General features: G+C 72.7%; 24 protein-coding genes. 12 read left to right on the top strand and 12 right to left on the bottom strand.

What is annotated here, in order from left to right:
• Positions 1-3: 3 nt before the first annotated feature.
• A complete protein-coding gene (locus ACZ607_RS22740; RefSeq protein ID WP_469737258.1) occupies positions 4-801 on the bottom strand; it encodes a VOC family protein in 798 nt (265 codons plus the stop codon).
• A 399-nt stretch (positions 802-1,200) separates the two neighbouring features.
• Between ACZ607_RS22740 and ACZ607_RS22735 the strand changes: the two genes are divergently transcribed.
• The 5 genes from ACZ607_RS22735 (at position 1,201) to ACZ607_RS22715 (ending at position 5,574) form a co-directional block, all read left to right on the top strand.
• Complete coding sequence (locus tag ACZ607_RS22735; protein ID WP_099173951.1) at positions 1,201-1,848, top strand: TetR family transcriptional regulator; 648 nt, start codon at positions 1,201-1,203, stop codon at positions 1,846-1,848.
• A gap of 140 nt (positions 1,849-1,988) precedes the next feature.
• Positions 1,989-2,654 (top strand): pyridoxine/pyridoxamine 5'-phosphate oxidase, encoded by a 666-nt coding sequence (locus ACZ607_RS22730; RefSeq protein WP_469737255.1) that lies wholly within the window; start codon positions 1,989-1,991, stop codon positions 2,652-2,654.
• Between the two features lie 128 nt (positions 2,655-2,782).
• A complete protein-coding gene (htpX, locus tag ACZ607_RS22725) occupies positions 2,783-3,694 on the top strand; it encodes a zinc metalloprotease HtpX (protein ID WP_469737253.1) in 912 nt (303 codons plus the stop codon).
• 9 nt (positions 3,695-3,703) lie between these two features.
• Positions 3,704-4,294, top strand: coding sequence for a PspA-associated protein PspAB (pspAB, locus tag ACZ607_RS22720; RefSeq protein ID WP_469737251.1), 591 nt, complete (start codon positions 3,704-3,706; stop codon positions 4,292-4,294).
• 92 nt (positions 4,295-4,386) lie between these two features.
• Positions 4,387-5,574: a flavin-containing monooxygenase gene (locus tag ACZ607_RS22715; protein ID WP_469737249.1), complete on the top strand. Its 1,188-nt coding sequence runs from the start codon at positions 4,387-4,389 to the stop codon at positions 5,572-5,574.
• On the opposite strand, the gene ACZ607_RS22710 is transcribed toward ACZ607_RS22715, so the two are convergent.
• Both ACZ607_RS22710 and ACZ607_RS22705 read right to left on the bottom strand, forming a co-directional pair.
• Positions 5,571-6,887, bottom strand: coding sequence for an MFS transporter (locus ACZ607_RS22710; RefSeq protein ID WP_469737247.1), 1,317 nt, complete (start codon positions 6,885-6,887; stop codon positions 5,571-5,573). The two genes, ACZ607_RS22715 and ACZ607_RS22710, sit on opposite strands and share 4 nt — an antisense overlap.
• 67 nt (positions 6,888-6,954) lie before the next feature.
• On the bottom strand, positions 6,955-7,380 hold the full coding sequence (locus ACZ607_RS22705) for a ribosomal maturation YjgA family protein (protein ID WP_469737245.1): 426 nt from the start codon (positions 7,378-7,380) through the stop codon (positions 6,955-6,957).
• A 65-nt stretch (positions 7,381-7,445) separates the two neighbouring features.
• On the opposite strand from ACZ607_RS22705, the gene ACZ607_RS22700 reads away from it, so the two are divergent.
• On the top strand, positions 7,446-8,435 hold the full coding sequence (locus ACZ607_RS22700) for a GlxA family transcriptional regulator (protein WP_469737243.1): 990 nt from the start codon (positions 7,446-7,448) through the stop codon (positions 8,433-8,435).
• Positions 8,436-8,456: 21 nt separating this feature from the next.
• Here the strand turns inward: ACZ607_RS22700 and ACZ607_RS22695 are convergent, their stop codons facing one another.
• The 3 genes from ACZ607_RS22695 to ACZ607_RS22685 all read right to left on the bottom strand — a co-directional run bounded on the left by ACZ607_RS22695 (position 8,457) and on the right by ACZ607_RS22685 (position 10,482).
• A complete protein-coding gene (locus tag ACZ607_RS22695) occupies positions 8,457-8,918 on the bottom strand; it encodes an ATP-binding protein (protein WP_469737241.1) in 462 nt (153 codons plus the stop codon).
• Between the two features lie 557 nt (positions 8,919-9,475).
• Positions 9,476-10,012 carry an EF-hand domain-containing protein gene (locus ACZ607_RS22690; RefSeq protein WP_469737239.1) on the bottom strand — a complete coding sequence of 179 codons (537 nt, stop codon included), beginning with the start codon at positions 10,010-10,012 and terminating at the stop codon, positions 9,476-9,478.
• Between the two features lie 95 nt (positions 10,013-10,107).
• Positions 10,108-10,482, bottom strand: coding sequence for an STAS domain-containing protein (locus tag ACZ607_RS22685; RefSeq protein WP_469737237.1), 375 nt, complete (start codon positions 10,480-10,482; stop codon positions 10,108-10,110).
• Between the two features lie 287 nt (positions 10,483-10,769).
• Between ACZ607_RS22685 and ACZ607_RS22680 the strand changes: the two genes are divergently transcribed.
• Both ACZ607_RS22680 and ACZ607_RS22675 read left to right on the top strand, forming a co-directional pair.
• Positions 10,770-11,351 (top strand): RNA polymerase sigma factor, encoded by a 582-nt coding sequence (locus tag ACZ607_RS22680; protein WP_469737235.1) that lies wholly within the window; start codon positions 10,770-10,772, stop codon positions 11,349-11,351.
• Positions 11,348-12,679 carry a maleylpyruvate isomerase N-terminal domain-containing protein gene (locus ACZ607_RS22675; RefSeq protein ID WP_469737233.1) on the top strand — a complete coding sequence of 444 codons (1,332 nt, stop codon included), beginning with the start codon at positions 11,348-11,350 and terminating at the stop codon, positions 12,677-12,679. The genes ACZ607_RS22680 and ACZ607_RS22675 overlap by 4 nt, the downstream gene beginning before the upstream one ends.
• Positions 12,680-12,691: 12 nt before the next feature.
• Here ACZ607_RS22675 and purU read toward each other — a convergent pair whose 3' ends face one another.
• A complete protein-coding gene (gene purU, locus ACZ607_RS22670) occupies positions 12,692-13,591 on the bottom strand; it encodes a formyltetrahydrofolate deformylase (RefSeq protein WP_469737231.1) in 900 nt (299 codons plus the stop codon).
• A 28-nt stretch (positions 13,592-13,619) separates the two neighbouring features.
• Positions 13,620-14,066, bottom strand: coding sequence for an SCO4402 family protein (locus ACZ607_RS22665; RefSeq protein WP_033297487.1), 447 nt, complete (start codon positions 14,064-14,066; stop codon positions 13,620-13,622).
• A gap of 174 nt (positions 14,067-14,240) precedes the next feature.
• Here ACZ607_RS22665 and ACZ607_RS22660 point away from each other — a divergent pair, with 174 nt between their 5' ends.
• Positions 14,241-15,509 (top strand): ABC transporter substrate-binding protein, encoded by a 1,269-nt coding sequence (locus ACZ607_RS22660; RefSeq protein WP_469737229.1) that lies wholly within the window; start codon positions 14,241-14,243, stop codon positions 15,507-15,509.
• A 63-nt stretch (positions 15,510-15,572) separates the two neighbouring features.
• On the opposite strand, the gene ACZ607_RS22655 is transcribed toward ACZ607_RS22660, so the two are convergent.
• Complete coding sequence (locus tag ACZ607_RS22655; protein ID WP_469737227.1) at positions 15,573-17,042, bottom strand: hypothetical protein; 1,470 nt, start codon at positions 17,040-17,042, stop codon at positions 15,573-15,575.
• A 160-nt stretch (positions 17,043-17,202) separates the two neighbouring features.
• A complete protein-coding gene (locus ACZ607_RS22650) occupies positions 17,203-18,585 on the bottom strand; it encodes a transcriptional regulator (protein ID WP_469737225.1) in 1,383 nt (460 codons plus the stop codon).
• 255 nt (positions 18,586-18,840) lie between these two features.
• Here ACZ607_RS22650 and ACZ607_RS22645 point away from each other — a divergent pair, with 255 nt between their 5' ends.
• From ACZ607_RS22645 to ACZ607_RS22635, 3 genes are read left to right on the top strand one after another with little or no spacing between them, the layout of a single operon-like run.
• Complete coding sequence (locus ACZ607_RS22645; RefSeq protein ID WP_469737223.1) at positions 18,841-19,518, top strand: bifunctional DNA primase/polymerase; 678 nt, start codon at positions 18,841-18,843, stop codon at positions 19,516-19,518.
• A gap of 38 nt (positions 19,519-19,556) precedes the next feature.
• Positions 19,557-20,381 (top strand): ABC transporter ATP-binding protein, encoded by an 825-nt coding sequence (locus ACZ607_RS22640; RefSeq protein ID WP_469737221.1) that lies wholly within the window; start codon positions 19,557-19,559, stop codon positions 20,379-20,381.
• On the top strand, positions 20,378-22,027 hold the full coding sequence (locus tag ACZ607_RS22635) for a transporter (RefSeq protein WP_469737219.1): 1,650 nt from the start codon (positions 20,378-20,380) through the stop codon (positions 22,025-22,027). The genes ACZ607_RS22640 and ACZ607_RS22635 overlap by 4 nt, the downstream gene beginning before the upstream one ends.
• A gap of 17 nt (positions 22,028-22,044) precedes the next feature.
• On the opposite strand, the gene ACZ607_RS22630 is transcribed toward ACZ607_RS22635, so the two are convergent.
• Entirely contained in the window at positions 22,045-22,938 is an 894-nt protein-coding gene (locus ACZ607_RS22630; RefSeq protein WP_469737735.1) for an alpha/beta fold hydrolase, read from the bottom strand.
• A gap of 675 nt (positions 22,939-23,613) precedes the next feature.
• Positions 23,614-24,306 (bottom strand): metal-dependent transcriptional regulator, encoded by a 693-nt coding sequence (locus tag ACZ607_RS22625; protein ID WP_469737217.1) that lies wholly within the window; start codon positions 24,304-24,306, stop codon positions 23,614-23,616.
• Positions 24,307-24,516: the final 210 nt, after the last annotated feature.

Here is a 24,516-nt window from a genome sequence, read left to right as displayed (position 1 = left end):
TGCCTACGGGAGCAGCTCGGTCGGCTGGAGGACGGCGAAAGCCGCACCCTGGTCGTCCTGGAGGACCGCCATCCGCCCGTACGGGATGTCCTGCGGAGGGGCCGTGATCCGGCCACCGAGGCGTACGGCGGTGTCGGCGGCGTTCTCGCAGTCGGTGACCGCGAAGTAGCTGAGGAAGTAGCTGGGCAGCATCGCGGGGAACGCGTCCGTGAGGACCGCGCGCCCGCCGACCGCGGTGTCCTCACCGGGCTCGGTCCCGGCGGGGGACCAGGTCCGGAACGGCTCCGTAACCCCCTCCTCCGCGCCGGGCAGGTCGATGTCGGTGCCCCCGAACCCGAAGACCTCCTCGTAGAACGCGTCCACGCGTGCGGGCTGCCGGGTGTAGACCTCGGTCCAGCAGAAGGAGCCCGGTGCGTTCTGCTTCTCGAATCCCGCGCGTTCCCCCGCCTGCCAGAGGCCGAAGACCGCGCCGCCGGGGTCGGCCGCCTGAGCGAGGACCCCGGCCGCGCCGGCCCGTACGGGATCGGTGATCACCTGGCCGCCCGCCTCACGGATCAGCGCGACGGTGGCGCGGATGTCGTCGGTGGAGAAGTAGACGCCCCAGGTCGTGGGCATACGGCCGTCCTGCTTGGCCGCGAGTGCCGCCACCAGCTCGCCTTCGCTGTACGCGTCCGCGAACGGCATGCCGTCCTCCGCGTGGAAGGTCCAGCCGAAGAGCCCGCCGTAGAAGCGCTTGCCGGCCTCCAGGTCGGAGAGCTGCACATCCACCCAGCACGGCGCGGACTGTGCGAATACGGCCATGGCCCGGGTCCTTCCGTCGCAGTGGGTCGGGGTGCGTGCACGGCGCGCTCGCGAGGGCAGCCGTGACGCCCGTCACACTCAACGTAACGTCGGGGACCTTCCGGCGCGCCCCGAGCGGGTCGAATAGAACCTTTGCCCGAATCGTGAAGGTTCCATGACCCACGTGGACCGGAGTTGTCCACCGAAGTTATCCACAGGCTGTTGATAACACCATCGCATCGGAGCCCCTGAGGCACCGGGAGAAGCGCAATTCCATAAACGCGCACGCCCGCGCGGAAACGGATCGAAATCCGATCGCACCGTGTCGGGAATTGCGCTGTTCACCCCGCCCGCACTGGGGCGTTCCCCATTTGCAGTCGGTCAGATCGCGCTCGGATCACCCCTCGGTAAGCTGACGGCATGACAGGACAAGTACGCACCGTCGACGGCCGCGTGGCTGGTCGGCGAGGTCAGGCGACGCGGCAGAAGCTGCTCGACTGCCTCAGCGAGATGCTCAGCTCCTCGCCGTACCGGGACGTCAAAGTCATCGACGTCGCACGGAAGGCGGGGACTTCACCCGCGACTTTCTACCAGTATTTCCCCGACGTCGAGGGCGCCGTTCTCGAACTCGCCGAGGAAATGGCCAAGGAAGGTGCCGGACTGACCGAACTGGTCGGCGGCCGCTCCTGGGTCGGCAAGGCCGGCTGGCAGGCCTCCGAAGAACTCGTCGACGGATTCCTCGACTTCTGGCGACGACATGACGCGATCCTCCGCGTCGTCGATCTCGGCGCGGCCGAGGGCGACAAGCGGTTCTACAAGATCCGCATGAAGGTCCTGAGCTCCGTCACCAACTCCCTTACGGACGCGGTCAAGGAGCTCCAGTCCAAGGGCAGGGTCGACAAGGACGTCAGTCCGGGAGCGGTGGCAGGCTCCCTGGTCGTCATGCTGGCGGGGGTCGCCTCGCACCAGAAGGGCTTCACCACCTGGGGCGTGAAGCAGGCCGAAATCCGGCCGAACCTCGCCCTGTTGGTCCACCTGGGCATCACCGGCAAGAAGCCGGTCAGGTAGGCCCGGGCCGGAGACTCCCCGCACGCGCCGGGCGCCGCGCCCCTCCGCGGCCCCCACGTCCTGTCTCACCGACGGCGGACCACCCCTGTGGTCCGCCGTCGGCGTTTCCGCGCCGGCGCGGAACGCTGTGGAATGGGGCCATGAGCGATGCACAGAAGGACTTCCGCGACCTGCTCCACGCCCAGCGCGTCTGGGACGTGCCCCTCCCCCGCTTCGACCCGTCCGCCACCCCCGCCGCTCCCCTGCCCCTCTTCCACACCTGGTTCGCCGAGGCGGTGGCCGCCGGGCAGACCGAGCCCCACACCATGACCCTGGCGACGGCGGACGCGGAGGGCCGGCCCGATGTGCGCACGCTGATGCTGCACGACGCGGACGAGCGCGGCTGGCACTTCGCCACGCACGCCACCAGCGCGAAGGGCCGCCAGCTCGCCGCCCGCCCGCACGCGGCGCTCGGCTTCTACTGGCCCGCCCAGGGCCGCCAGGTGCGCGTACGGGGCGACGCCGCCCCCGCGACCCGGGAGGAGAGCCGGGCCGATCTGCGGGCCAGGTCCACCGGGGCGCTGGCCGCCGCCCTGACCGGGTCGCAGAGCGAGGTGCTCCCGGCGCACGAGGACCTCGTACGGGCCTCCGAGGCGGCCTGGGAGCGCGCCCGGAAGGAGCCGGACACCGAGGCCGAGACCTGGACGCGCTATGTGGTCGAACCCCGGGAGGTGGAGTTCTTCCAGGGCGACGAGCGGCGCCGGCACGTGCGGCTGCGCTACCGCAGGGACGGCGCCGGCTGGACCCGCGAGCTCCTCTGGCCCTAGGGCCTTTCGTTTGGATCAGGCCGGACTCCGCGAGCCCGGCAAGATCCAGACGAGAGGCCCTGAGCCCTCACCTCCGGTTTATCCGGGAAAGGAGCACTATGGGAGTCAGGTGAGGGCTGGAGGCACCCATGGCACGAACGCGTTCCCGTTACGCCCCCGACCGGGGACTGACCACCCGCATGGTGAGCACGATGTTCTTCATCGGCCTGCTGTACGTGGTCCTCGTGGGCGTACTGCTGGCCGTCCTGCGCGGCGCCTGGCCGGTGATCCTGGTCGCCGTGGGCGGTCTGTTCATCGCCCAGTTCTGGTTCAGCGACCGCATCGCCGCGTACGTCATGGGCGCCCGGGAGGTCACCCCGCAGGAGGCGCCGGAGCTGCACGGTGCGATCGACCGGATCTGCGCCCTCGCCGACATGCCCAAACCCCGGGTGGCCATCGCGCGGAGCGACGTGCCGAACGCCTTCGCGACCGGCCGCAGCGAGAAGACCGCCCTGGTCTGCGCCACGACCGGGCTGCTGCGCAGACTGGAGCCCGAGGAGCTCGAAGGCGTCCTGGCCCACGAGATGTCGCACGTCGCGCACCGCGACGTGGCCGTGATGACGATCGCGTCGTTCCTGGGCGTCCTGGCGGGCATCATCACCCGCGTCGCCCTGTGGGGCGGCTTCGCCCGCAACAGCCGGGGCAACGACCCCGCGGGCATCATCATCATGCTCATCCCGCTGATCAGCGCGGTGGTGTACGCCCTCAGCTTCCTGCTGACCCGGCTGCTCTCCCGCTACCGCGAGCTCTCCGCCGACCGCACGGCCGCCCTGCTCACCGGTCGGCCCTCGGCGCTCGCCTCCGCCCTCACCAAGGTGAGCGGACAGATGGCCAGGATCCCGACGGAGGACCTGCGGAAGGCGGAGCCGTACAACGCGTTCTACTTCGTGCCCGCGTTCGCCGCCAAGGAGAGCCTGGGCCGGCTGCTCTCCTCCCATCCGACCCTCGAACAGCGTCTGGACCAGCTGGCCCGCATCTCCGCCGGCCTGTCCCACCCGTAAGGAGCCTCCGTGGGCCTGATCGACAGCATCCTGGGGCGCAGCAAACCGGTCCGCCCCGACCTCGACCAGCTCTTCGCCGTGCCGTCCGCCGCGCTCACCCTCCAGGCCGGCACCGGTTTCGCGCCGACCGGCCTCGGCTCGGTGTGCTTCGCGGGGGTGGAGGGCGGCACGTTCGCCCGGATCCAGCAGGACGTCCGGGAGCTGCTCGACGCGGACACCGGGCGGGGCGGGATCCCGGTCGAGTTCAGCAGGGACTCCTACGGCTACACCTGGCTGCTCGCCCGGCAGGAGCCCGGTGTCGACGGCACGGCCGCCCTGGTCAACGACCTGCACGCGGTCAACACCCTGCTCCAGGACGGCGGCTTCGGCCCGCATCTGCTCTGCTCGATGATCGGGTTCCGGGATCCGGAGGGGCGCTCGCTGGCGCTGGTCTACCTCTACAAGAGGGGCACCTTCTACCCGTTCGCCCCGGCCCCGGGCGGCGGGGAGAAGCGCGACAACCAGCTGGAACTCCAGGTGCGGGCCGTGCTCGGCGACGACCTCCGGGTGGAGGAGGACCTGGGGCGCTGGTTCCCGGTGTGGGGCGCCCCCGGGCTCTGACCGGACCCCGCGCACGGGCCCGTGATCATTTCGCAACCGATTCCCGCCCGGACCGGAACCCATCATGTCCATGTCCTATTACGCTCCGAAGCATGCCCGAATCAACCCCTGCCCCCGGCGCCGCCCTGCCCGCCTCCATCGACCGCACCGACGGCCGGCCGGTCTACGTGATCGGCGGTGGCCCGGGTGGTCTCGCCGCCGCGGCGGCCCTGCGGGAACAGGGCGTACGGGCGGTGGTCCTGGAGAAGTCCGGCAGCGTCGGGGCCTCCTGGCGCCGCCACTACGACCGGCTGCACCTGCACACGACCCGGCGCTGGTCGGCGCTGCCGGGGCTGGCGATGCCCCGCCGCTTCGGGCGCTGGGTGTCGCGCGACGACATGGTGCGCTACCTGGAGAAGTACGCCGAGCACCACGAGCTGGAAGTGGTGACGGGCGTCGAGGTGTCCCGGATCGACCGGACCGAGGACGGCACCGCCTGGCAGCTGAGCGCGACCGGCGGCCGGGTGCTCACCGGCCGGGCGGTGGTGGTGGCCACCGGCTTCAACCACACCCCGCGCGTTCCCGCGTGGCCCGGCCGCGAGGAGTTCACCGGCGAGCTGCTGCACGCCGGTGAGTACCGTGGCCCGGCCCCGTACGAGGGCAAGGACGTCCTCGTCGTCGGCATCGGCAACACCGGGGCGGAGATCGCCGTGGACCTGGTGGAGGGCGGCGCCTCCCGGGTGCGGATAGCGGTCCGCACGACCCCGCACATCGTGCGCCGCTCCACGGCCGGATGGCCCGCCCAGGCGACCGCCGTCCTGGTCCGCAGACTGCCGGTCCGCCTGGTGGACCGGGCGGGCCGTCTGATGTGCCGCGTCTCGGTCCCCGACCTGGCGGAACAGGGCCTCCCCCGTCCCGACACGGGCCTGTACTCCCGGGTGAAGGAGGGCGCGATCCCCGTCCAGGACGTCGGGCTGATCGACGCGGTGAGGAAGGGCCGGGTGGTGCCCGTGGCCGCGGTCGAGTCACTCGACGGCGACGCCGTGGTCCTGGCCGACGGCACCCGGATCACCCCGGACACCGTGATCGCCGCCACCGGTTACGAACGCGCCCTGGAGGGCCTGGTCGGCCACCTCGGCGTCCTGGACCCGCGCGGCCGCCCGGTGGTGCACGGCGCCCGCACCCCGGAGGGAGCACCGGGCCTCTACTTCACGGGCTTCACCAACCCGATCAGCGGGATGCTCCGCGAGATGGCGCTGGACGCACGGAAGATAGCCGGCCGGGTGGCCAGGAAGGGCTAGCCGGCCGGCTGCACGGCCGGGGCGTCCTTGCGGTGGATCACCAGGGCCATCAGGGCCGCCGTCGCGCAGAGGGCGCCCGCGGCGTACCAGACCAGGTCGTACGAGCCGGTCACGTCCCGTACCAACCCGCCGAGGAATGCCACCAGGGCCGCCCCCACCTGGTGGGAGGCCAGGACCCAGCCGAAGACGATCGCGCTGTCCTCGCCGTACTGCTCGCGGCACAGGGCCAGGGTCGGCGGGACCGTGGCGACCCAGTCGAGTCCGTAGAAGACGATGAAGAAGACCATCGGCGGGTGGACCGTGGGGGCCATCAGCATGGGCAGGAACAGCAGCGAGACGCCGCGCAGCGCGTAGTAGACGGCGAGCAGCCTGCGGGCGTCGAAGCGGTCCGTGAGCCAGCCGCTGAAGATCGTGCCGATGATGTCGAAGACGCCGATGACGGCCAGCAGCGAGGCCGCCGCGGTGATCTGCATGCCGTGGTCGTGGGCCGAGGGCACGAAGTAGGTGCGGATCAGGCCGTTGGTGGAGGCGCCGCAGATCGCGAACGAGCCCGCCAGCAGCCAGAAGGGGCCCGTGCGGGCCGCTTCGAACAGCACGCGTACGGTGCGCTTCGCGGCGCCGGTGACGGGTGCCGGCTTCTCCGCGTACGCGCCGCCGTACGGGGCCAGGCCCACGTCCGCCGGGTGGTCGCGCATCAGGAGCAGGACGAAGGGGATCACGACGAGCGCCGCCAGAGCGACGGTCACCGAGGCCGGACGCCAGCCGTGGTCCTTGACGATCCAGGCGCAGAGCGGGAGGAAGACCAGCTGGCCGGAGGCCCCGGCGGCGGTCAGGATCCCGGTCACCAGGCCGCGCCGGGCCACGAACCAGCGGTTGGTGACCGTCGCCGAGAAGGCCAGCGCCATCGAGCCGGTGCCCAGGCCGACGAGCAGGCCCCAGTAGAGCAGCAGCTGCCAGGACGCCGTCATCCAGACGCTCGCCAGCGCCCCGGTCGCGACGGCGGCGAGCGCGACGGCCACGACCCGGCGGATGCCGAAGCGGTCCATCAGCGCCGCGGCGAACGGCGCCGTCAGCCCGTACAGCGCCATGTCGAGGGAGACGGCGAGGCCGATCTCGCCCCGGGACCAGCGGAACTCCGCGTTGAGGGGGTCGATGAGCAGGCCCGGCAGGGAGTTGAAGGCCGCGCCGCCGATGATCGTCACGAAGGTGACGGCGGCGACGATCCACGCGCGGTGTATCAGCGGACGGGAGCGGCGGCGTGGGGCGCGCTCGGTCACCGCGCTGTCGGTTGTCTGGGTCACGCCGCTCAGCATCCGGCCGGGGGCCACCCCCGGGCGAGTGGCCCGGAGGACACCGTTCGCAGGGATCGGGCCACCGGGCTCAGGAGCGTGCGCCCCGGGGCCCGGACCGGAGACCGCGGTGGACGGCCCAGGCCAGGGCCGCTCCCGCCGCGTACCAGAGGAGATCCGGGGCGTTGAACGTCGAGCCGAGCACCAGCCGGGCCACGGTGCTCCGCCGCGCGAGGTCCGCCGGTACGCCCGTGAGCTGGGCCAGTTCCACCGCCCAGCTGAAGGCCAGCGCGGCGCCCGCCGCCGTCAGGGGCCGCACCCGGGGCGCGAGCAGCACCACGAGGGTGTGGATCAGCACGGTGTAGAGGGCGTCGCCCGCGTACTTCGCCACGTCCCCGCCGGCCGCCGAGCGGACCCCGAGGCCCGCCGCCACGGTCACGAGCGCTGCGGCCAGGGCCGCCGCGCGGACGGTGAGGGTCGGGGGAACAGTCGAGAGGAGGCCCGGCTTTTCGTTCATGGCCGGTACGTTTATCAGGCCGTCACCGGTCACACACAATTCGCGGGAGAGAGAGCAGGAGCCAGATGCGCCGACGTGTCGTGGTGCTCGCCCTGGACGGGGTCATCCCCTTCGAACTGGGCATCCCCCAGCGGATCTTCGGTCTCGCACGGGACATGGACCCCACCGGCGACGGCGCGAGGCTGTACGAGGTGGTGACCTGCTCCGTGCGCCCGCCCGGCCCGGTCCGCACCGACGCCGACTTCAGCATCATGGTCGAGCACGGACCCGAGGCGCTCGCCACCGCCGACACCGTCGTCGTCCCGGCCTCCTACGAGCTGGGCCCCGTCCACCACGAGGGCAGGCTCACGGACGAACTGGCCGCCGCGTTCGCGTACATCGGGCAGGGGACCCGCATGGTCTCCATCTGCACCGGCGGTTACGTCCTCGCCGCGGCCGGGCTCCTGGACGGGCGCCCCGCCACCACCCACTGGTCCTCGGCCGAACACTTCCAGCGGCTCTTCCCCGAGGTCCGCGTCGATCCGGACGTCCTGTTCATCGACGACGGGGACGTGCTGACCTCGGCCGGTGTGGCCGCAGGGATAGACCTCTGCCTGCACATCGTGCGCCGCGACCACGGCACCGCCGTCGCCAACGACGTCGCCCGCCGCACCGTCGTACCCCCGCACCGCGACGGCGGCCAGGCGCAGTTCATCCGGCGTCCGATGCCCGAGGCGGGGCTCGCCACCACGACGGCCGCACGGACCTGGGCGCTCGGGCGGCTGGAACAGCCCATCCTGCTGCGCGACATGGCGCGCCAGGAGTCGATGAGCGTACGCACCTTCACCCGCCGCTTCCGCGAGGAGGTCGGCGTCAGCCCGGGGCAGTGGCTCGCCCAGCAGCGGGTGGAGCGGGCGCGGCAGCTGCTGGAGTCCACGGATCTGTCGGTCGACCAGGTGGCGCGGGACGCCGGGTTCGGCACGGCCACCTCCCTGCGGCAGCATGTGCAGGCCGCGCTGGGGGTGTCGCCCACGGTCTACCGGCGGACGTTCCGGTCCACGGTCGCGGGGCGCTGAGCGGCCTCCCGGGGCAGCGCCTCAGGCGCGGGCCGGGTCGCCGGGCTGTTCCTGGACCACCGGGATCGTCACCGGCCCCCCGCGGTCGATCTCGCACCAGATCCGCTTGCCGGCGCCCTCCGGCTGCCAGCCCCAGCGGTCCGCCAGGCCGTCCACCAGCTCCAGTCCGCGCCCGCCGGTGTCCTCGCCCTCCGCGTGGCGCGGCTGGGGCGGGCGGCAGCTGGTGTCGGCCACCTCGACCCGCACGGTCCTCGCGGTGCCGGCCGGGTTCGCCGAGCCGAACAGCATCCGCAGCACGGCCGGACAGCCCGTGTGGACCACCGCGTTGGTGACGAGCTCGGAGATCAGCAGGATCAGGGTCTCCGCGAGCGGCTCGTCGTCCTCCATCCCGGAACCGATCAGGCGCGAACGCGCCCATCTGCGGGCCCGTCCCACCTCCGCGGGATCCGGCCCGACCTCCAGCTGAACCTGAAGCACCTGCACCGCTCACACCATCCGAACCGGCGGACACATCGCCTAGCGCCTCCTCAGGGTCACGGAACGTGACTCCCCTGTGAGACAGCATGGTTGACGTACAGTCACCGCAACAAGCGCTTCGGGCATATTCCAGCGCGAAGGAGTACGCGTGGTCCATACTGTGCGACGCGTGCCGCGGTGAGTCGAACAGAGCCGCGCCGGCGCCCCGGGGACCGGGTCCCCGGCGGGCCCGTCGCAGCTCCATGGGTCGCGAGCAGGACACCGCGCGGTGCCCGGGGCGACCTCAGGGGCCGTACCCGGATCCTCCGGTTCCAGTACCACTCGCATCCAACGGAGCGTACCCGAGCGCGGACCCACGACTCCGCCCGGTGACGGACCGCCCCGGGGGCGCACTCGCTCTCCGGATGCGCTGCGTCACCCGCACGGCACGGCCCGTGCGCCCCCCGTCAGCCACGACCACCCCGGGACCGGCACCGCGGCCCGGCACCGGAGAGGCCGGGGCCGGGCTGCGGACGAGCGCGAACTGGTCGTGAGGTTGGGCGTGTTGCCCCGGGGCGTGTCGCTCAGGCGTCGGGCTCGATCACGGTGAAGTAGGCGGAGAAGGCGGCGACGGCCTCCGCCTCGCCGATCCGGCCGTCCTGGTCGGTGTCCAGGCTCCGGGCGGCGACGCTCGCGATGTCGTCCGCGGCTCCCAGCACCCGCAGGGCGCGCTCCACCGAGGCGACCGGGGCGGAGACGGGGCCCGCGCCCTCGGGGTCCTTGCCCGCGGCGACGGCGATCGCCGCGCGCAGGAAGGGCCGCGCGATCTCCGCGAAGCGTTCGGGGCTGTCGCGCAGCCGCTTCACGGCGCCGCCGACGAACTCCTGGCGGTTGACGCGCTGGTCCCCGTCCACGTCGGCGATGCCCGCCATGCCCTGCCAGAAGGCCTCTGCGCCCGTGTAGAGCGACTGGCCCCGGTCGCAGCGGGCCGTCGTACCGAACTCGGCGAGCAGCCGGGCCGCCGCGGCGTTGAAATCGGCGCGATCGATGTAGCCGTTGCCGTCCTGGTCGAAGGCGGCGAACCGGTGCGCGATCTTGCGCTCGTACTCTGCGCTGTCCATGCGAGGGAGCGTACGACGCCGAGCGGCGTCACGTGTCACCGAGCCTGTTCAGGAGTGTGACAACTTGGCGCCGGTCCGGCGTGCCGGGCCCGTGGTCACGCGCTGAGCGGCCGGAACTCGTCGTCGGTGGCGGCGTCCGAGTCGGGGTAGACGTCGAAGAGCCGGCGTACGCCCAGCGCGCCGAGCACCTTGTTGACGTGCGAGCCGTCGACCGCGCCACGGGCCGGGAGGACGATCCGCAGCCGGCCGCCGCAGGACTTCATGAGGCGGCGGGAGGCGATCAGGACGCCGACCCCGCTGGAGTCGCAGAAGAGCACGCCGGAGAGGTCGAGGATCACGTCGTGCCGCCCCTCGGCCACCGCCTCGTGGACGGACTGGCGCACGACGGGTGAGCTCACGAGGTCGAGCTCGCCGTGGATCCGCAGCACGGTCCAGGCGTCCTGCTCGGTCTCGTACACCTTCAGCGTCACGCGACTCGGCCTCTCGTCCGGGGCTCCGGAGGATCCGGAAGTTTCCGTTCCTCCTCGCGGCTGCCCGCTTCCCGGCCCGCGAAACACCCTTCCGCCCACCGGCCTGGCACAGGTTCCATCCAGAAATGATCACTTCAGGATCGTTTACGCGATCAGGAAAGGGCAAGGGGTGAAGCATTCCCTATCATTCGGCGCCACGTGAGGGACGTACTTGCCGCAAAGGTGCGTGCTCCGGCCATGCCGCCGACTACATTCGACACGACGAGAGGCACAGGGCTGGGGGCTGGATGGTGAAGGACGCACCACCGCGCTGGGACCGCAGGATGCAGCAGCGTCTTGCGCGTGGCGAGGCGGCCGCCCTCGGTGAGCTCTACGACCGGTTCGCCGCCCTCGTGCACAGCCAGGCCCACCGCATGCTGGACGACGAGGACGCCGCGGACCAGGTCACGCGCGAGGTCTTCGGCTACGTCTGGGAGAACCCCGAGGCCTACGACCCCAAGCACGGCTCGATGCGCTCCTGGGTGGCGCGGCTCACCCACCGCCGCTCGGTGCAGCGGCTCCGCGACACGGACGACGGCGCGGAGGGGCCCGACGCGGCCGTACGCGCCGAGGAGCTGGAGCGCCGGGTCCTCAGGGCCACCGCGGCGGCCCGGGCCGACTACATCGTCGCCTCCATGCCCGCGCCGCTGCGTGCCGCCCTGGAGCTCGCGTACGTACAGCGCCGTGACTACCGGCAGGCCGCCGCCGACCTCGGGGTCACCGGGGACGAGGCCAGGCGCCGGCTGCGGCTCGGCCTCCAGCTGCTCTCCACGGCGAACACCCGGCCGTCGGCGGACTCCGCGCCTCCCGGTTACGGACCGACGCCGTGAACGGGGCCCAGGGCGGCGACGGCCGCGACGGGGAGCGCCCGCCGGTCGAGCGGCGCATACCGGGCCCCCGGCCGGCCGCCGACGACCGGGAGAGGCTGCCCCCGGCCCGGCCGGCGGGCGTGGAACCGCCGCCCCCGCCGGAGCCGCCCGCACCGCCGCCCCCGCCGGAGCCGCCCGAACCTCCCGAACCTCCGGAGCCGCCCGGCCAGCCGGAGCCGCCCGCCCCGCCGCTGCCGCACAAGGTGCTGAAGTCCCTCCTCGGCGCCTGGGCCCTGGCCGCCTGCTCCGCCGAGGAGACGGCGGCCGTCGACGAGCACCTCACCTCGTGCGCGCCCTGCGCCGCCGAGGCGCACCGGCTGCGCGACGCGGTGGGGCTGCTGCACACCGACGGCACCCTGGACCTGGACCCGATGCTCCGGTCCCGCGTCCTGGAGGGCTGTCTCGGCCGCCGGCCCGCCCGGATCCCGGTGCCGTCCTGGGCCGCCCCGTACGACGCCGAGACCGCGCGGCTCGACGCGCTGCTGCGCGACATCGGCGACGCGGAGTGGCACGCGCCGGTGCGGCTGAAGTGGTTCGAGGGCGACCGTCAGGTGAACCGCAAGACCACGGTCGCCGGGGTGATCAGCCATCTGACGGCCGTCGACGGGCTGGTGTCCAAGGCGCTCGGCCTGGACGACCCGCTGGGCGGGGGCGACAAGCCGCTGCCGCCCACGGAGCGCACCGAGACGTACTGGTCGGCCGCCCGCAGGCCGCCCACCCGGACCGTACGGGACCCCTGGCGTGACCAGAGCCACTCCCTCGTCCGCACGGTGTCGTTCGCCGGCCGGGGCGTCTCGGAGCTCTCCGTCCCGTACGGGCACTTCGCCCTGCCGCTGCAGGACTCGCTCCTGGAGCGGGCCTTCGAGTGCTGGGTGCACGGTGGCGACATCGCGGACGCGGTGGACTACCCCTACGAGCCGCCCGCCGCCGCCCATCTCCACGGGATGATCGACCTGGCGGCCCGGCTGCTGCCCGCCACTCTGGCCGCGCGCCGCCGTGCGGGACTGGCCGCGCCGGCCCGCCACCTGGTCACCGCCGGGTCCCCGGGCCGCTCCCTCCACCTGGAGGTCGAGGGCCGTGGCGGCGGTGACTGGTACATCGCGCTGGACTCACCGGCCGCCCTGGGCTCCCCCGACCACGCGGTCGCGCAGGTCGCGCTCGACGGGGTGGAGTTCTGCCGGCTGGTCGCCGGCCATGTGCCGCCGGCCGAGGCGGCGGCCGGTCAGGAGGGCGACCGCGAGGCGATCCGCGACGTCCTGTTCGCCGCGGCCTCCCTCAGCAGGCTCTGAGCGCGGGGCCCCTTACGGGAAGACGACCGTGCGGCGGCCGTTGAGCAGGATGCGCCGCTCCGCGTGCCACTGCACCGCGCGGGCCAGCGCCTGGCACTCCACGTCGCGCCCCACGGCCACGAGCTGGTCCGGCGTGACGCCGTGGCCGACGCGCTCGACCTCCTGCTCGATGATCGGCCCCTCGTCGAGGTCGGCGGTCACGTAGTGCGCCGTCGCACCGATCAGCTTCACACCGCGGGCATGGGCCTGGTGGTAGGGCTTGGCACCCTTGAAGCTCGGCAGGAAGGAGTGGTGGATGTTGATGATCCGGCCGCTCAGCTGCTTGCAGAGGTCGTCCGAGAGCACCTGCATGTAGCGCGCCAGGACGACGAGCTCGACGTTCTCCCCGCGGACCAGCTCCAGCAGCTGCGCCTCGGCCTCCGGCTTGTTCTCCCGGTTCACGGGGATGTGCCGGAAGGGGACACCGTACGAGGCGACGAGTTCGGCGAAGTCCGTGTGGTTGGAGACCACGGCCACGATCTCGACGGGCAGCGCGCCGGTGCGGGAGCGGAACAGCAGGTCGTTGAGGCAGTGCCCGAACTTGCTGACCATCAGCACGATCCGCATCCGGTCGCTCGCCCGGTGGATCTGCCACTCCATCCGGAAGGAGTCCCCGATCGCGGCGAAGCTGGCGCGCAGCTTGTCCACGGTGACCGTGGCGTCCGCCGAGAAGTGGACGCGCATGAAGAAGAGACCGGTGTCGTGGTCGCCGAACTGCTGGCTGTCCTCGATGTTGCAGCCGGTCATGAAGAGGTAGCTCGACACGGCGTGCACGATGCCCTGCTTGTCGGGGCAGGACAGGGTGAGGACGTACTGCTCGGCGGCGGTGTCCGAGGCAGCGGATACGGATTCGGCGGGCTGCGGCGCGGTCATCCCCGTAGGGTGCCACACCGTCCGCAGGTCACGCCGATCTGGTCATGATGCGGAGCACGTCCAGGGAGCGCGGCGGGGTGTCGGGGTCCTCCGCGTCGTTGGTGGCGAGCATCACATGGGCCTCGCGGGCGGCGACGACCGCCTCCTGCCAGCCCGGATGCTCCAGGTAGGCGGAGACGGGGGCGTCCGCGCCTATCTGGTGCATGATGCGCAGCACCCGCAGCGCGGCGACGTCCACGAGGGCGGCCTCCGCGGAGTCGCGGAAGATCGTCCCCACGTATTTCTCGGCGGACCAGTTGTCCAGCCAGGTGTCCTCGACCAGGCGGTACACGGCGTCGGTGACGTCGCCGTACCCTTCCCGGCCGGCGAGCCAGCACTCGTGGTGGAAGACGGGGTCGGAGAGCATGTGCAGCGCCGAGCGCACGTTGCTGCGCCAGCGCCACCACGGCATGTCGTTGAGCGGCATGCCGCCCATGGTGGAGGAGCGACGGCCGCGACGGGAAGTGTTCTCCGAACCTTGCTGCACGGTTGCCGATCGTACGTTCCCTCCCCGGGGCCGTGCGCGGCCCCCCGTAATTCACCTCCACGTCACCGTGCGTCGACCGCCCCGCACCGAGGCGTTACCCGGGGACCGCAAAGGTTCATGCCCATGACCGGATGGCGACGCCTCACCTCCCCCCGCCCCTACAGGTTCCTCACAACGGTGGCGGCCGGGGCGCTGCTGATGTCCGGCTGCGGCGTCGTTCCTGGAGCCTCGGGGGGATCCAGGGAGCCCGTTACCGTGATGACCTGGGCCCCCGACACCACCGGCACCGACACCGTGAACATGGCGGGCATGCCCGCCATGGCGAGGACCTACGCACGCTGGATCAACGAGAACGGCGGGATCGACGGCCACGAGCTGCGGGTGCTCACCTGCAACGAGCAGGACACCTCGGCCGGGGCCTCGAAGTGCGCCCGGCGGGCGGCCGACGCGGAGGTGGCCGCGGTCGTCGGCTCGTACAGCCGGCACGGGCGGGCGTTCCTCGCGCCCCTGGAGGCGGCCGGGATCCCGTACATCGGCGGGTACGGCGCCTCGTCCGACGAGTTCACCAGCTATCTCTCCTACCCGGTCAACGGCGGGCAGCCGGCGCTCATGGCGGGCAACGGCGAGCAGCTGGCGGCCAGTTGCGAGCGGGTGTCGCTCGTGCGGCCCGACACGCTGGTCGGCGACAGCATGCCCGGCCTCCTCGACGCGGCCCTCGGCCGGAGCGACCGCCCGGCGCCGTACGACATCAGTGCGGCGGAGGGAGCCACCTCGTACGACTCCGAGGCGGCCAGGGCTCTCGACAAGGCGGGCGACGGCTGTGTGACCGCGGTGCTCGGCCAGGGCACGGAGACGTTCTTCGACTCCTTCCGCCGGCTCGAACCCGAGGGCAGCGAGGTGCGGATCTCGTCCGTGCTCGGCAGCGTCGGGCAGGGCCTCATCAACCGGTCGGGCGGCCCGTCCAGCCCCTTCGAGGGGGCCCTCGTCACGGGCTGGTACCCGGAGTCCGGGGACTCGCGCTGGAACGAGATGCGGGAGGTGATCGGGAAGTACGCCTTCGGGGACAACCGGATCGACCCCACGGACCCGGGCGTGCAGACGACGTGGATCGCCTACACCGCGCTCAGGGCGGTCGTCGAGGCGATGGACCGGCCCGACATCACGGCGGGCGGGATCTCCGTCAGCCTCAACCGCGGTACCGAGGTGGACACCGGCGGCCTGACCCCGGTCCTGCGCTGGCGCTTCCAGGACATGGTCGGCACGGCCGCCTACGGGCGCATCGTCAACGGCCGGGTGACGTTCCAGGTGGTCCGCCAGGGGCGGCTGACCGCGGAGAAGAAGGGCTTCGTGGACGTCACGGAGACCCTCGTGGACGCCCGGCCCGGCGGCTGACGGCCACCCGGCCGCCCCGCCTCCGGCTCCCCGGCGGCCGCCGGGGAACCGCTCGCCGCCGCGTCAGAGCTGCGTGGGGGCCCGCTCGGTGAGCCCGTACTTCCGCGCGATGGCGTTCCACAGCCCGGAGGCCTTGCGCTTCTGGATGGTCGCGTCGCTGCTCGACGCACCGGCCTTGGCGGTCGCGTCGGTCGAACGGGCCTTGCCGCCCTTGCAGACCTTCTTGTTGTCCTTGGCCTGGCCCGCCCACGTGGCGTAGTGGTCGTCGGCCTCCGCCGACGCCTGCCACGCCTTGGTGAGGGAGTCCTTCAGCTCGGCGTTCTTCGGGAGCTGGTCGACGCTCAGCGCCTCCAGCCGGGTCACCAGGCCCCGGCGCTGCGTCGCGGCGCCCTTCAGGTCGGTGGCCGCCTGGTCGAGTTCGCGGCAGGTCTTGATCTTCTCCACGGCGCTGATCACGGCCGAGCGGCTGTTGTTGCTGTCCGCGAGGAGCTTGTCGAGCTCCTGGGCCTGGGGCTCGGCGGGGTCGTCGGCGGCCTTCGGGGACGCCTCGCCCGCGGATGAGCTCTGCGCGGCCACCGGCTGCTTGTCGTCCGAGGTCTTGTCGTCGCCCCCGCTCATCAGGGCTCCGGCGCCCAGCCCGATGACGGCGCAGCCGACGACGACCGCCGCGATGAGCGGGATGTGCGCGGACCGCCTGCGCGGCTCGTCACCGCCCTGGTCCTGCCCGCCCGCGTCGTGGCCGCCGTGTCCGCCGTGGAAGCCCTGGGGGCCCGGCTGGTACGCCTGCGGCGGCTGCTGGGCGGCCGACGGCCCCGGTTGGGGCCGTCGCTGCTGCGGGGGCCCGTCGAAGCGGGGCATCTGCTGCGTGGCGCCCGCGGGCTCGTCGCTGCGGAAGAGGCTGTCGAACTCCGCGGGCGGCTGCCGGTCACCGGGGGCTCCCGGCCGGATCCCGTACGGGGCGCCGCCGGGGACCGGGGGTATGTACTGGGTCGCGTCGGCGTCGGACGACTGGCCGGAGGCGCCGGAGGACTGCCCCAGGTACTGGGTGGACTCCGCCTGGCGCTCGGGCGGCAGTCCCCCGGGGAGGGGGCCGCCGGGGACGGGCGCGATGTACTGCGTGGCGTCCGCGTCCCCGCCCTGCCCCATGCCGTGCCCGGTGGGCGCGGCCTCGGGAGGCAGGGGCTGGGCGTACTGCTGCTGGTGGTACCCGTCCTGCTGGTACGACTCCTGCTGGTAGGGGCCGGGCTGGGCGGCGTACGGCTGCTGCGGGGGCTGGTACTGCCCCTGCTGCTGGTAGCCACCCTGCTGGTGCTGCTCCGGTGGCAGCTGCCCCGGACCGTCCTGGTGCGCGGCGCCCGGCCCCCAGGGCTGGCCCCACGGCTGGCCGCCGGCGGGGGCGGCCTGGTCCGGCTGCCCGCTCGCCGGACCCCCCGGGGTCCAGGGGGCACCACCCTCCGCGGGCAGCACGACACCTTCGTGCGCGGGCCGTACAGCGGGAAGCTGCCGCTCGTCACCCTGTCCGCTCTGCGTCACCGGGACTCCTACGTGTGAACCTATGGAATCGTCGGCTCACGCTACCGGGTGTCCGGAGCCCGGCGCCAAGCGCCCAGGAGCGCTCACCACCCCTTCACACCGCGGGTAACACATGCGGCACCCACGGCGCTGTTCATGGTCAACTCGCCGAATACGCCGGTCAGGCGGCCTGCAACTCCAGCCTGGCGCCGAACTCCCGTACCGCGGGCCGGTCGGCGTAAGGCTCCAACCGCTGCTGGAGGTCGTCGAGATATTCGGCACCCCGGCTGGAGCGGACCGTACCCAGCAGTTCCATCGCCCGCAGCCCCGTGTGGCAGGCCTGCTCGACCTCGCGCTGCTGCACCTGCGCCGTGGCCAGGAGCACCAGGCCGATGCCACGGCGCCGGGTGCGGGACTCCGGGAGGGCGGCCAGGGCCTCCTTCGCCCGGCGGGCGGCCGGCTCGGCCTGTCCCAGGTCACGGTGGCAGTGGGCCAGTTCGTCGGCGAGGTAGCCCGCGTCGAAGTGGCTGATCCAGTCCGGGTCGTCGCCCTTCTCCGGGTCGGCCTGGTCCAGCGCGGCCAGCGCCCGGGCGGCCGCGGCCTGGCAGGTGCGGGCGTCGCCCATCAGCGCGTGCCCCCGGGCCTCCGCCGCGTGGAACATCGCCTCCGCCCGCGGGGTCACCCGGCCCCGCGCCCCTTCCTGCGCGGCCCGCGCCAACTGGGCGATCTCACGCGGGTTTCCGAGCTGGGCCGCCAGGTGGCTCATCGACGCGGCCAGCACATAGCCCCCGTACGCCCGGTCGCCGGCCGCCTGGGCCAGCCGCAGCGCCTGGATGTAGTACCGCTGGGCGAGGCCGGGCTGGCCGGTGTCCACGGCCATGTACCCGGCGAGCTCCGTGAGCCGGGCGACCGCGCCGAACAGCTCACGGCCGACCGATTCGCGGTACGAGCCCGAAAGCAGCCCGGACACCACGCTGTTGAGGTAGTGCACCAGGACGGGCCGCACATGTCCGCTGCCGAAGCGGTGGTCCAGGTCGACGAGCGCGGCCGTCATCGCCCGCACCGCCGCCACGTCCGGCATCCCGACCCTGCTCCCGGCCGTCCGCGCCACCTGCGGGTCGGCGCCCGTGATCAGCCAGTCACGGCTGGGCTCGACCAGGGCGGAGGCGGCCACCGCCGATCCGGACAACAGGTCGCGGCGGCCCACGTCGCTGCGCCAGAGCTCGCAGACCTGCTCGACGGCACCGAGCACGGTCGGCGCGAACTGCAGGCCGACGCCGGAGGCCAGGCTCTTGCCGTTGGCCATGCCGATCTCGTCGATCGTGACCGTGCGGCCGAGTTTGCGCCCGATCGCCTCGGCGATGATCCCCGGCGCTCTCCCGCGCGGCTGCTGCCCCCGCAGCCAGCGGGCCACGGAGGTCTTGTCGTAGCGCAGGTCGAGCCCCCGCTCCGCCCCGACCATGTTGACCCGGCGGGCGAGACCGGCGTTGGAGCACGCCGCCTCCTGGATGAGCGTCTGGAGCCGTTCGTTCGGCTGGCGGGCGACGAGAGGCCTGGCTGCCATGTTTCCCCCTGAGACCGCAGTGATCCGACGACGGGATCACTGCCCGGCACGACACAAGAAATGCGCATATTCATCTGTATCGGGTACGAGCGGTGGCGAGTTGGCACAGTTCTGCACCTGGTTACCCGCACATCGGTGCCTTTCCTCCCACGCGCCCCCGGCCGTGCACCCGTGCGCCCCGCGTGCAGGATCGATCCCTCCGGAAGGGCGCACGCGCGCCCGTAACCCCTGTCGGCAAAGGGAGTTGAGCGGGGCGTGGAAGAGCTCATCGGAGTGACGGAAGCCGCCCGGGTCCCCCAACAGCGAGGTGAACAGCTGCTCGACGCCGCCGCCTGGTACGCCGGGGAACGCCGCTGGGACGTGTTTCCCGGCACCTGGCTCGTGGCCGCCGGAGGGACGGAGCGCTGCTCGTGCGGTGACGCCGGCTGCGCCGCTCCCGGGGCCCATCCGGACCGGCCCGACTGGGCGGGGCTGGCGACCGGCAGCGCCGCCGCCGCGCGCCGGATGTGGTCGAGGCAGCCCGGGGCGTCGGTCCTCCTGCCGGCCGGCCGGACCTTCGACGCCCTGGACGTGCCGGAGCCCGCCGGCTTCCTGGCGCTGGCGCGGATGGAGCGGATGGGCCTCGCTCCGGGCCCCGTGACCCGCACCCCGGACCGGCGGATGCTGTTCTTCGCCCTGCCGGGCGCGGCGGCCCAGGCTCCCGCGCTCGTACGGGAGCTGGGCTGGGACAGTGCCGCGATCGGCCTGGTGGGGCGCGGCGAGGGGCACTACGTGGCCGCGCCGCCGACCCGGGTGGCCGGCCGCGGCGCGGTGCAGTGGGCCCGCCGCCCCTCCCGCGCCGATCTGTGGCTGCCCGACGCGGACCAGCTGATCAGCCCGCTGGCGTACGCCTGCGCGCGGGAGGCGGCCGACGCCCGTACCCGTCTTTCGTAGGGTGGTCCCCACACGCGGGGATATCGAAAGGCAGTGCCATGCCGGACCAGGTGGAGAGTGCGGGCGGGACCGACACGGCGGGCGTGGCCGCGGCGCCACGGCCCGCCGTACGGGTGGAGGGGCTGTGGAAGCGGTTCGGGGAGCAGGTCGCGGTCGCCGGGATCGATCTCGACCTGCCCGCGGGCAAGTTCATCGGCCTGGTCGGCCCCAACGGCGCGGGGAAGACGACCACGCTCTCGATGGTGACCGGGCTGCTCAGGCCCGACATGGGGCGGATCGAGATCGGCGGCCACGACGTATGGCGTGACCCGGTCGAGGTGAAGTCCCGGATCGGGGTGCTGCCGGAGGGCCTGCGCCTCTTCGAGCGGCTCTCCGGGCGCGAACTCCTCGGTTACACCGGGCGGTTGCGCGGACTTCCGGGCGCCGAGGTGGACAAGCGGGCCACCCAGCTCCTGGACGTACTGGACCTCGCCGGCTCGCAGCACAAGCTGGTCGTCGACTACTCCACCGGCATGCGCAAGAAGATCGGGCTGGCGTCCGCGCTGCTGCACAACCCCGAGGTGCTGTTCCTCGACGAGCCGTTCGAGGGCGTCGACCCTGTGTCGGCGCAGACCATCCGGGGGGTGCTGGAGCGCTACACGCGTTCCGGAGCGACCGTGGTGTTCTCCAGCCATGTGATGGAGCTCGTCGAGTCCCTGTGCGACTGGGTGGCCGTCATGGCGGCGGGCCGGATCCGCGCCCAGGGCACGCTGACCGAGGTGCGCGGGGACGCGGCCTCGCTCCAGGACGCCTTCCTGGAGCTCGTCGGCGCGGGCGCCCGGGACACCGGTGACTCCCTGGACTGGCTGGGCGGTGCCCGATGACGGTGCTGGACGCCCCCGCGGGTTCCGCCGTCCCGGCCGTGCCCGGCCGTGGCATCGTCCCCGTCTTCGTACGGCTCAAGCTGACGCTCCTGCGCAACGGCCTGCGCCAGTCGTCCGGGCGGCGGGCCGCCTACATCGCCTCCCTCGTCGTCACCCTGCTGTTCGCGGTGGCCCAGGTGATCGGCCTGATCGCGCTCCGCGGCCATGCGCAGGCGGGCACCCTGGTGGTGCTGCTGACGGCGGTCGTGGCGCTCGGCTGGGCGGTGATGCCGCTGTTCTTCCCGAGCGGTGACGAGACCCTGGACCCGAGCCGGCTGGTGATGCTGCCGTTGCGGCCCCGCCCGCTGATCGGGGCGCTGCTGGTGTCCTCGCTGATCGGGATCGGGCCGCTCTTCACGCTCGCCCTGGCCCTGGGCTCGGTGATCGCGGTGGCGCACGGCGCCGCCGCCGTGGCCTTCGGTGTGCTCGCCGTGCCGCTGACGCTGCTGATCTGTGTGGCGCTGGCCCGGTCCGTCGCCACGGCCAACATCCGGCTGCTGACCTCGCGCAAGGGCCGCGACCTGGCGGTGCTCAGCGGGCTGGTGATCGCGGTGGGCATCCAGTTCGTGAACTTCGGCGCGCAGCGTCTGGGCCGGGCGGGCGGGCTGTCCTCGCTGGAACCGCTCGCGGACGTGGTGCGCTGGCTGCCGCCGGCCTCGGCTCCGGGCGCCGTGGGGTCCGCATCCGAAGGGGCGTACGGGACGGCGCTCGGCCAGCTGCTGGTCACCGTGCTCGCGCTGGGCGGCCTGATGTGGCTGTGGCAGCGGAGCCTGGTGAAGCTGATGACGTCGCCGGACGGCTCCACGCTCGCCGCCGCCGAGCCGTCGGCCCGCAGGGCGGGCGGGGACGGCTCCCGCTCCGGGCTCTTCTCACTGCTCCCCGAGGGGCGCACGGCCCCGGTGATGCAGCGGAGCCTGCGCTATGTCGTACGCGATCCGAAGACCAAGGCGTCCTGGGTGACGGCGCTGGCGATCGGCATGATCGTGCCGGTGCTCAACGCGGTGCAGGGGTCCGGGTCGGTCTACTTCGCGTGCTTCGCCGCGGGGATGCTCGGCATGCAGATGTACAACCAGTTCGGGCAGGACACCTCCGCCTTCTGGATGGTGGCGCTGTCGGTCTCCTCGACCAGGGACGCCTATCTCGAACTCCGGGCGCGGGCCCTGGCGCTGCTGCTGATCACCCTCCCGTACACGGTCCTGGTGACGGTGGTGACGGCCGCGGTGCTCGGGAACTGGACGGCGCTGCCGGGGGCCATGGGGCTGTCGTTCGCCCTGCTGGGCGCGATGCTGGCGACGGGCGCTCTGGCCTCGGCGCAGTTCCCGTACTCCATCCCGCAGGACGGCGCGTTCAAGAACGTCGTGCCGGGCCAGGCCGGGCTCGCCTGGATCTCCATCTTCGGCGGGATGATCGCGGCCGCGGTGCTCAGCGGTCCCGTGATCGCCCTGACGATCTGGCTGCATGTGGCGGACCACCAGGACCAGTTGTGGCTGCTGCTGCCGGTGGGCGCGGTGTACGGGGCGTTCATCGGGTGGCTGGGCGTACGGCTGGCGGCACCGCGCGCGGCGGGCCGGCTCCCGGAGATCCTGGCGGCGGTGAGCAAGGGCTGAGGGCGGCCGCCGGGCGCTCAGGGACTGACGGCTTCCCTGTCGTCCCGGAACCCGTCGCCGAGGCGCTCCAGGAAGGGCTCCACCGCCCTGCGCCAGTCCTCCGGCCGGTCGTAGTGGACGAGATGGCCGGCGTCCTCCACCTCCGCGTACTGCCCGCGCGGCAGGACGCGGACCATCTCCTGGGCCTCGGCCCTGCCCAGCTCGCCGTCGATCCCGCGCAGCACGAGGGTGGGGCAGCGCACCTGCGCCAGCTCCTCCCAGTGGGCGTCGTACACCCAGGTGGCCCGGGACGTCAGCATCTGCTCCTGGGAGAAGACGGGCCGCCAGCCGTCGGAGCTCTCGGCCATCACCTCCGCGAAGAACTCACCGCGCGAGGGGTTGGGCCGCTCCACCCAGGGGTCGTCCTCGCCGAACCACTTCCGTACGTCGGCGAGCGTCGCGAAGGGGAGCGGCCAGGAGTTGAACCAGTCCTGCCACTCGCGCTGCGAGGCCGCTCCCAGCGCGGACGCCCGCATGTCGCAGATGACCAGGGCCTTGACGAGGTCGGGGCGCTTCGCGGCGAGCTGCCAGGCGGTGAGCGCGCCCATCGAGTGCCCGATCAGGGTGACCGGGCCGAGGTCGAGCTGTTCGATCGCGGCCTCGGCGTCCGCGACGTAGGCGTCACGGGTGTACGACCCGTCGGCCGGCTTGTCGCTGCGCCCGTGGCCGCGCTGATCGAGACCGACCGGCCGGTGCCGCTCGGAGAGCCAGCGGGCGGTGGAGGCCCAGTGCGTGGCCCGGCCCATCAGCCCGTGGAGCATTAACACCCCGGGGGCGTGCCCGGCCTCCGCGCGCCCTTTGGGCGGATCGGCGAACTCCCAGGCCGCGAGGCGTACACCGTCCGATCCGGTCACATCGATGCGCCGCACCATAGGTTCTGGCACCCCCTTCTCGTCCTCGATCACCGTGTGCGTGCCCGCCAGACTATCGAACCTTTATTCGAAAACTCGCTTCCGGCTCGCAACATCCCACGTTTGAGTGACAGCGGTTCAGGATTGGCGACGGCCCCTCAGGGGAGACCTTCACCGGGAAGCGGACCACTCGGGGACAGGGGTCCGCGGGGACTGACCTCGAGAGCTCGGGGCTCCAGGTCAGCACAGGGGAGGACCGGCCCCGGCGCCCTCGGGCGGCGGGGCCTTCCGCCGTCGCGGAACGAATGGGTCCGCGCTCAGGGCGGGTCATGGAGAGGGCTCGGCGGCCGGTCACCGGAGCGGGCCGACGGGTCGCCGGAACAGCCCGGCGGGCCACCGGAGCGGGGCCGAGGCCCTCCGGGGCGATTCGAACAGGGGCACCGGAAAGCCCGGCAGCCACCTCATGGTGCACGTGCCAGTGCGACGGGCGCATTCCCTGCTCCCTCCCCGACCGCGCGGCAGCCTCTGCCGGCACCCTCAGGTCATATGCCTGGCCACAGCCTGGCACGCGTTTCGCCCGGGCGCTGCGATTCCGGACGGAAAACGGAAAGCGGGCTTACCCGCCCACATCTGCACGTGCATCCGCACCGGCGCCTGCACGTGCGGGCAGGTCACCGGTGCGCATGAACGCGCTGCTCAGCGCTTTGCGACGAAGACGTGCGAGGCGACCTCGGCGTCCAGCTCGGCCGCCTCACCGCTGGAACCGACCAGCACCCCGCCCGCCGATTCCGTCACGCTGACGACCGAACCGGGCTGCACGCCCGCCCGCCGCAGCGAATACATCAGCTGTGCGTCGGTCTGGATCGGCTCCCCGATCCGGCGCACCACCACGGTCTTGCCCTCCGAGCCCGGGTCCAGCTCGGCCAGGCTCACCATGCTCTCGTCCAGGAACGGATCGGCCTCGGACTTCTCGCCCAGCTCCTCCAGTCCCGGGATCGGATTCCCGTACGGAGACTCCGTCGGGTGCCGCAGCAGCTCCAGAACCCGGCGCTCCACGGCCTCGCTCATCACGTGTTCCCAGCGGCAGGCCTCGGCGTGGACCTGCTCCCACTCCAGGCCGATGACGTCGACGAGCAGACACTCGGCGAGGCGGTGCTTGCGCATCACCCGCGTCGCCAGCCGGCGCCCCTCCTCGGTCAGCTCCAGATGGCGGTCGCCCGCGACCTGGACCAGCCCGTCCCGCTCCATACGCGCCACCGTCTGGCTGACCGTCGGACCGCTCTGGTCCAGCCGTTCGGCGATGCGGGCGCGCATGGGGACCACGCCTTCCTCTTCGAGCTCGAGGATGGTGCGGAGATACATCTCCGTTGTATCGATCAGTCCGGACATACGTGCCCCTCGATGCTGTGACATGAAGTCGTCGTGCGATGGCCCTGCACCAATTCTGACGCATGGCACCGACAACCGTGCCCCGCCGTCGGGAGTCCGTCCCCACGGCCCGCCCCGAGCGCTATTGACAGCCCACTGGTCCAGACCGCAACGTGATCCGCGACACGGGCACCGCACGGACCCCCGCCCCGCCCCACACCCCCGCAGGAA

The organism is Streptomyces sp. NPDC104381, from assembly GCF_055583745.1.
The sequence above is the reverse complement of the archived record's forward strand: the minus strand, read 5'-3'. Positions and strand labels throughout refer to the sequence as shown.